This window comes from Vibrio sp. 1557 (assembly GCF_033340175.1).
GTDB lineage: Bacteria > Pseudomonadota > Gammaproteobacteria > Enterobacterales > Vibrionaceae > Vibrio > Vibrio alginolyticus.
Genome location: NZ_JAWOVZ010000313.1, coordinates 1 through 1,006, shown reverse-complemented (window position 1 = coordinate 1,006; position 1,006 = coordinate 1). Strand labels below are relative to the sequence as shown.

Here is a 1,006-nt window from a genome sequence, read left to right as displayed (position 1 = left end):
ACATACGCCAGTGCCATTGCGGCGGTTGAGGCTGGTAAATCTTTATCTGCTAGATAACTTGGTAAGTGAGTTGCAATGAACATCACGTGAAAGCCGCACACAAAGAAACCTGCATGAATCAGCCAATAACCTCTGTGAGAGAAAGCTTCTTTTAATGCTTCTTTTAGGGTTTGTGTGTCTTCCTGAACATTTGCATGGTTACTTGCTTGTGGCTTCGCAGTTCTCATGAACAATGCAAACATCACCATAAAGCTACACAGTACAGCGAATGCTTGAAGTGCGCCTTGCCAGCCAAAATCACTCAAAAGCGCTTGTGCTCCAGGGATCATGGCGAACATACCGAACGATCCCGCAGCGGTAGTTAAACCAAATGCTTTAGCTGCATGTTGTGCAGGGACAACCTTTGCGACCGCCCCTAACACAATGACGTAGCTGGTTGCGCTCAAACCAAAACCGACTAAAACGCCAAGCGATAGATACATCATGATTGGCTCAACGGCGATAGAAGTATGGTAAAGGCCTAAAGCGTAAGAAAAGGCACCTAAAATGATAATACGCTTCGCGCCCCAACGGTCTGACGCCATGCCGACAAAAGGTTGGAATACGCCAAACAACAAGTTTTGCAAGGCAATAGCAAAGCTAAAGAACTCGCGCCCGGTCTGAAAGTAGTCTGAAATTGGCATCATAAAAATACCGAAAGATTGTCTGATCCCTAGACAAATAATCAAAATCCCTATTCCAAGCCAAACAAGAACTGGAAATCGGAAAATACTCATAGTTTGCTCTTATTAATGATGGTGGTGATGAGAATGATCATGGTGTTCGTTGTCTCCCGTTGTTTGGTGACAACCGCTGTTGATGGCTTGTTCTGCTAATATTTCCAGCAACTTCGGAGAGTTATGGACGATGATTAGCGATAGCCCCAACATGATGGACATTCTCAACACCTGAGCGAAAATGGATTGAGAAAAAAGCATGCATGGTGCGCTCATGTAGAAAAATGAGC

The 1,006-nt window shown here is 44.7% G+C and carries 2 protein-coding genes; both read right to left on the bottom strand.

Annotation, left to right across the window (positions count from 1 at the left end):
- Window positions 1-776, bottom strand: a 776-nt coding sequence (locus R7070_RS26715; RefSeq protein WP_318141591.1) for an MFS transporter, incomplete at its 3' end; no start/stop codon positions are given.
- Between the two features lie 12 nt (window positions 777-788).
- Window positions 789-1,006 (bottom strand): hypothetical protein (locus R7070_RS26710; RefSeq protein ID WP_318141592.1); only part of this gene is annotated, 218 nt, incomplete at its 5' end.